The organism is Labilithrix sp., from assembly GCA_019637155.1.
In the GTDB taxonomy this organism is placed as follows: domain Bacteria; phylum Myxococcota_A; class Polyangia; order Polyangiales; family Polyangiaceae; genus Labilithrix.
This window is the reverse complement of record JAHBWE010000030.1, coordinates 99,273-105,645: the sequence shown is the minus strand read 5'-3', so window position 1 is coordinate 105,645 and position 6,373 is coordinate 99,273. Positions and strand designations below refer to the sequence as shown.

Annotated in this window: 3 protein-coding genes; 1 reads left to right on the top strand and 2 read right to left on the bottom strand. The window is 70.7% G+C overall.

The features are described 5' to 3' along the window. Together KF837_42170 and KF837_42165 are read right to left on the bottom strand one after the other, a co-directional pair. The coding region (locus KF837_42170) for a VWA domain-containing protein (GenBank protein ID MBX3234005.1) at positions 1 to 1,863 on the bottom strand (1,863 nt) is incomplete at its 3' end. Positions 1,864 to 1,947: 84 nt separating this feature from the next. After that, positions 1,948 to 4,368, bottom strand: coding sequence for a DUF3160 domain-containing protein (locus tag KF837_42165; GenBank protein MBX3234004.1), 2,421 nt, complete (start codon positions 4,366 to 4,368; stop codon positions 1,948 to 1,950). Positions 4,369 to 4,702: 334 nt separating this feature from the next. Here KF837_42165 and KF837_42160 point away from each other — a divergent pair, with 334 nt between their 5' ends. Then, positions 4,703 to 6,343, top strand: a complete 1,641-nt coding sequence (locus KF837_42160; protein MBX3234003.1) for a hypothetical protein — start codon at positions 4,703 to 4,705, stop codon at positions 6,341 to 6,343. Positions 6,344 to 6,373 lie beyond the last annotated feature (30 nt).

Sequence of the window (6,373 nt, the reverse complement as noted above, 5' to 3'; positions counted from 1 at the left end):
CGGCTCGGCGGCGGCGACCGGCGCGCTCTCGGCCTTCGCCTCCGCGCCGCCGCCGCCCTTCGCCTTCGACTTCTCGAGCGCGAAGCGCTTCTTGTTCTCGTCCTCACGGACGCGGCCGCTCTCCGTCACCGCGACCTTGCCGTCCTCGACGGTGAGGATGTCGACCTTCGCGTTGCGGTCGATGTTGAAGCGGCGGTAGTCCCAGTCGTTCTCGAGGACGAGGAGCGCGGTGTACGGCGAGAGCACGCGGTGCCGCGTCGAGAGCGCGATGATCTCGGTCTTCGTCGCGGCCGCGTTGTCCTTCGGCTGCTCGACGAGGCTCTGGATCTTCGCCTGCGCCCACGCGCGCTCCACGAGCGGACGCTCGATCGTGCGGAGGTCCGGGTTGAAGGGCTGACCGCCGACGCTGATCTTCACCGGCTGCCCGTCGTCCTCGAGCTCGGCGTAGACGAGGACCTCGTCGCCGGCCTGGAGGCCGTCGAGCTTCTCGGGGTACGACCACCGCGCGCCCTCGACGTTCACCGCGACGCCGGAGCTCGTCGCCTCGCCGAGGCGCCGCGCGATCGCGTCCGCGCCGAGCTTGCCGTCGAGGACGACGCCGTCGCGATCGAGCACGCCGCGGACGACGGTCCGGAGGAAGCCGTCGTCGCGGATGCCGCCGGTCGCGATCGCGTCCATGCGCGTGACGCCCGCGTCGCGCAGCGCCTCGACCGTGAGCTTCAACTTCTGCGCGTCGGTCTCGCCCGCGGTCGCGACGCCGTCGGTGACGAAGACGATCCGGCTCGCCTTCTTCTTCTTCGCCTCCGCTCCCGCCCAGCCGATCGCGTTCTCGAAGTCGGAGGCGCCGAGCGCGCCGCGCGCGACGATCGTGCTGATCTCCTTCTCGCCGAAGCCGCTCGCCTTGCCCTCGTAGAGCGGGACGACCTCCTGATCGAAGCACGCGACCGTCACGGTCGTGTCCGACGGGAGCTTCGCGAGCATGTCGCGCACCGCCTTCGCTTGATCGCGGATGCCGAGGCCGCGCGAGGCGCTCGTGTCGACGAGCACGACCGCGGAGCCGACCGGCTCGGGCCGCGACTGCGCGAACGGGATCACGCGCGTGATCGCGAGCCGCCCGGCGCGGAGGCCGGGGCTGCGCGGGAGCTGCTTCGACTCGACCACGAAGTCCGACGCCGGCGTGAACTTCGTCTGGTGGATGGCGTAGGTCGCGTCGGTCTTGCCGCCGTTCGCGGACGCCGTCTTGCCGGTGACGTGCACGCTCACGTCGAGGCTGCCGAGCTGCGGGAGGCCGCGGAGCGGCAGCACGTACGGCTGGCTGATCTCCACCGCCTCGGAGTACGTGACGATGATCTCTTTCGTGCCGCGCGCGGGGATCGGGAACACGCGCGCCGAGAACTCGTTGCCGGCGCCCTGCTCCATGAGCGCGGGGTCCTGCTTGCGATGGAGGAAGTCTTCGTAGGCCGCGCGCGCCTGCTGCTTCTCCACCACCTCGCCCTCTTGCCAGGTCTCGCCGACCTTCATCGCGAAGCGGCTCAGCGAGGCGCCCTGCGGCAGCGTGATGCGGAACGTGCCCTCGAGGACGCGGGGCTCGGGGTTCTCGAACGTGAGGTGGAGCTCCGTGAGCGCGAGGGGATCCTCCACCGCCGCCTCCGCCTTCAGCGCGACGAGCTTCAGGCCCGTGCCGTCGGAGGCGGTGAGGCGGATCGGGACCTCCGCGTTCGTGATCCCCTTCGACGAGGAGTCGCTCAGCGGGATCGGCGCGATCTCCGGGTTCGGCCCTTGATCTTTGGCTTTGTAGACGCCGAAGGCGGCGGCGACGGCGGTGACTCCAAGGGCGGCGTAGAGGAGGGTCTTCTCGTGCATGGGGATCCGGGCCAGATGAGACGTACCGACCCTCGAAAAGTTTCGAGGCGTGAGGGGTCCCCACCCTGGCCGCCCCATCAGACCCTATTTTGTCGCTGAGTTGTCGAGCTTTTGCCGCACCGTGTCCGCCTCCTCGTAGGTCAGGTCCGGCATGCCGCCGTACGACTCGGTGATCGTCCCGAAGCGGTTCTGGATCATCTGGACCGACTCGCCGTGACGGACGCGGAGCACCTCCGCCCACTCGTCCGCCTTCACCTTCATCGTGACGACGCTCCAGGCCGTGCCGACGTTCGCGGTCTGCGCCGCGAGCTTCTCGCGATGGTGACCGAGGAGCTCCAGCGTCACGCCGGAGAGCGCGCGTGTGCTCCGCACCGCGTAGCGCCGCTCGGTCTCCCCGCCGTCCCAGAGGTTCACGATCTGGAGCGGCGGCGGCGGCGGGGCGGGCGCGGTGTAGCTCGCGGCCCAGGGCTCGCGCATCGCGCCGACCTTCGACGCGTCCTTGTCGGTGAGGCGTCCGTCGAGCGAGCCGACGTGCTCGAACGCGCGCGCGACGGGGCCGACCATGACGCGAGGAGGGCCGCCCGCGTCGACGACGAAGAGGCCGAGGCGCGGCTCCTTCGCCCCGGCGTAGACGACCGCGCTCGCGTTCGAGGAGGTGAACCAGTCCGCGACGAACGCGTGCTCGCTGAACGCGTCGTGGAGGTCGCGGAACAGATCGAAGTACCAGCCGTCGTAGCTCCCCGGTCCCAAGGAGGACGGCGGCACGATCTCGGTCGTCATCGAGAGCCACCGCTTCTCCTCCTCCGAGAGCGGACGGCCCGCGAGCTCGTCCTTCACGATCGCGACGAGGACGCCGAGCGTCTTCTCGAGGCGCGCGAAGTACTCGACGCTCTCCTTCGAGGCGCCGATCGCCTTCATCGCCGCGCCGCCGCGCTGCGCGTACGTGACGAGCGACTCGTAGAGCGCGAGCGCGGGCTCGACGTAACCGTCCGGGATCTCGCAGCCGCCTTCGTCGTAGGGCTGCCCCGCGACGAGGACGTAGTTGTGCCGGAGCTGGCCGTACGCCGCGACGGTCGTGTTGACCTTCATGTCCTCGTACGCGGCCGTCTTCATGAACGACGGCTTCTCTCCCTCGTTCGGCGCGGAGATCGCGCGGACCGCGCCGAGCCACGCGCCGTAGACGTCGGCCGGCGGGATCGCGCCGAGCTCTCCGCGACCGCGATCGAGGTTCGCCTGCAGCGCCGGGAACGCGGCGAGGTCGTTCGCGAGCCACGGCTTCGCGCGATCGTTGCCGAGCATGAAGAGGAGATCGGCGAACGACGGCATCGCGCGCCCGCTCACGGTGGCGTGCACGAGGTAGGTGGAGACCGCGGCGTCGGGGACCGCGCGCGGACCGATCATCGTCGCGATCGCCGGGAGCGGGAGCGAGCCTTGCGGCATGTAGTGCATGCGCGTCGTGCGCTGGAAGTTGCCGCCGATCGCGGCCTTCACTTTGTCGGCCGCGTCCGGGATCGCGAACGTCGTGATGTTCGCCTGCTTCTTGAGCGCGAGGAGCGACCGGAGCGACACGTCCTCGCGCTTGCCGGCGAGCTCGCTCCACAAGAGCTCGATCCGATCGAGGTCCGCGAGCACGCCCGCGCGCTCGGCGGTGTCGGCGAGGGCGAGCGCGTCGACCGCTTCGCGCGGCGTCTCCTCCGGGTTCGGGACGAGCCCCGGCTGCGAGCTCCGCGACGCGCGCGACACGAGGTTCAGCTCGAGGCGCGAGAGCCACGTCACCGCGCGGAACCAGCGCTCGAGATCGAAGTTGCCCGCGTAGTGACCGCGCGGCGTGTACTGCGACCAGTCGATCATGCGCGCGCGCCCGAACATCGTCGTGTTCACGAGGCCGCCGTTGCCGGCCTCCGCGCGCTCGACGAACGGCTTCGGATCGGTGCTCTTGAAGCGCGGCTCGATCTCGGTCGCGTCGCCGGCGAGGAGCTGGCGCGCCACCGTGAGGTAGAGATCGAGATCGAGGGCGACCTCGCTCGGGTAGCCGCCCCGCTCGATCGCGGCGTGCATCTTGCCGAGCGCGCGCTCGAGCGGCTCGAGGAGGGCCAGCTCCGCCTCGACGAAGACGGAGTCGTTGCCCTTGTAGATTGCATGCAACACGGCGTCGGCGGAGATGAAGACCGGCAGCTGCGACTGGTAGACGTCGTGCAGCGCGTACGCGTAGCCGGGCTCGGAGAGGCGCGCCGGGACGACGAAGCCGTTCTTCTTCAGCATCGCCTTCTCGACCGACGTGAGCGAATACCGCCGATCGACGATGTCCATGTACTTCGGCGGCTTGCTCGGATCCCACGCGCGATGCGGGATCGGCGCCGCGCTCGAGCCCGCCACGATCGCCTTCGCCGCGCGCGCGAGGTTCTCCTCGACCGGCTCGCAGAGGTCGTTCGGATCGCGCCGCGTCTGCTTGCCGTACGAAAAGCTCGCGATCTCCGGCGGCGGGGGCGGAACCGGCTGCTGCACCTCCGGGCTGGCCGGGGGCGGCGGGGGCGGCAGCGCGCCGCGGGCCGGCGGCTTCGGCGGCCGAACCAGGCAGCCAGCGGCCAGAACACAGAAGAGGAGAAGGGGCCCCAGAAGCGGCCGCGCAAGCGGGCGCGAAGCGCCCCGAGTCTTCGAGGGCCGTGTCTGGGGTGGGGGTGTCGGGGGCGAAGCCCCTGACGTTGACAAAAAGCCCATGCGTGCTCTTCGCAGAACGCCTGAGGATCGTGACGAAATCACGGGCTCCATACGATCCGCGCTAACGACGCGTTTTCTTTGGACAGTATGTCCGGCACACCAGGTGCGACGAGGTGCGCACATGCTCGCTCGCTTCCGCCTCCTTCTCGGCGCCTTCTTCGTGACGCTGACTCTTGTGGGGTGCGCGGACACGGCGGCAGAGGAGGCCGGAGCGACCTCCGCCGCGGCTACGGATCCCACCGCGGCGCGGGAGGCGGTCGGCGCGCTCGAGCGGGCGACCGAGAAGAAGGACGAGACCGACGCCCGGCTGAGCCGCGCGCTCGGCCGCGTCGGCGCGATGCTCACGGCCGAGGAGCAGAGCGCGTTCACGCGCGCGTTCAACGGGCTCCCCGACGTCGTCGCGATCGAGGGCGACTACCACGCGAAGGCGCGGGAGCTCGCGACGCAGCTCGACGCGATCGCGGCGGATCCGATGGCGACCGAGCAGCTCGGGCCGCGCCGCCTCTACGAGGGCTACGTCCTCGTCGCGAAGACGCCGGAGGCGAGGTCGGCGCTCGTGTTCGCGGCGTCGGCGCTCTCGAAGCGCCTCGTCCTCCGCGGCGTGAGCGACGAGGACGTCGTCGATCACGTGCTCGCCCCCGCGCTCCCGTCCGGGTTCCTCCGCGCGCTCCTCGAGCGCGGGACGAAGGACGCGGCGGTGGCAGAGACCGCGTCGGTCCTCGAGCAGGGCGGCGACGCCTGCCGGAAGATCGCCGGCTGGCTCCGGCGCTACGAGGCGCTCGACGGCAACGACATGCTCGGTCAGAGCGCCGGCATCTCCACCGCCACCACGATCCAGTCTCTCCGCACGATCGCCGGCCTCATCGCGATCTGGGAGATCGGCTCCGACCTCGTCGCCGGCGACGTGAACGCCGCGCTCCAGGAGCTCCTCGACAGCGGCACCCACGCCGTCACCGGGGTCGCGGAGGGCATCTCGCTCTTTCGCCGCCTCGTCCTCGGCGTCGAGTCGAGCCCGCTCGCGGAGAAGATCGTCAAGTGGTCGGGGAAGGTCGCGCAGGGGATCGCGGTCGTGATGAACGCGATCAAGCTGTGGAACGACGCCGGCAAATGGCACGACAGCCTCAACGCGAAGGTGCGCGTCGTCGGCGACGTCGTCGCGCTCGGCGCCTCGATCCTCGTCCTCGCCGGCGCGGGTCCGATCGGTCCGATCCTCGCCACCGTCGCGCTCGGCATCCACTGGTTCGCCGACTGGCTCGAGGACCGGCGCCTCGCGGAGCAGGAGCGCGCCGACCTCGCCGCGTGCCTCCCGGCCGCGGGCATCGACGCGGCGCTGACGGGATCGATGATCGACGCGAGCCCGGTCCTCGCCCGCACCCTCGCGCGCGACGTGAAGCTCGCCCCGACCGACATCCGGTGGATCCTCGGCGTCGACCCGGCGTCGATGAGCGAGCACAGCTACACGGCGATCCGCTTCATCGGCGTCCAGGTCGCGCAGATCGTCTTCGACCTCGACGCGACCGAGACGATCGGGATGCTGAAGGCCGCCGTCGGCGACGAGGCGGATCCGCGGAAGGCCGAGTACAAGCTCGGCGCGTTCCTCCGCGGCATCGAGTACGGGCCCGGTTTCTGGGGTGACCTCACGCGCGCGCAGGGCCTCGAGTGGCTCAGGCAGGAGGGGCTCTCGGAGTACGTCCCGGACGACGACCAGACGCTGCGGAAGGCGGCCTTCGACGGCGCGATCGCTTATCTCGCGGCGCGCTGAATAACCCGGACCGCATCGGGCGTTCTCGTG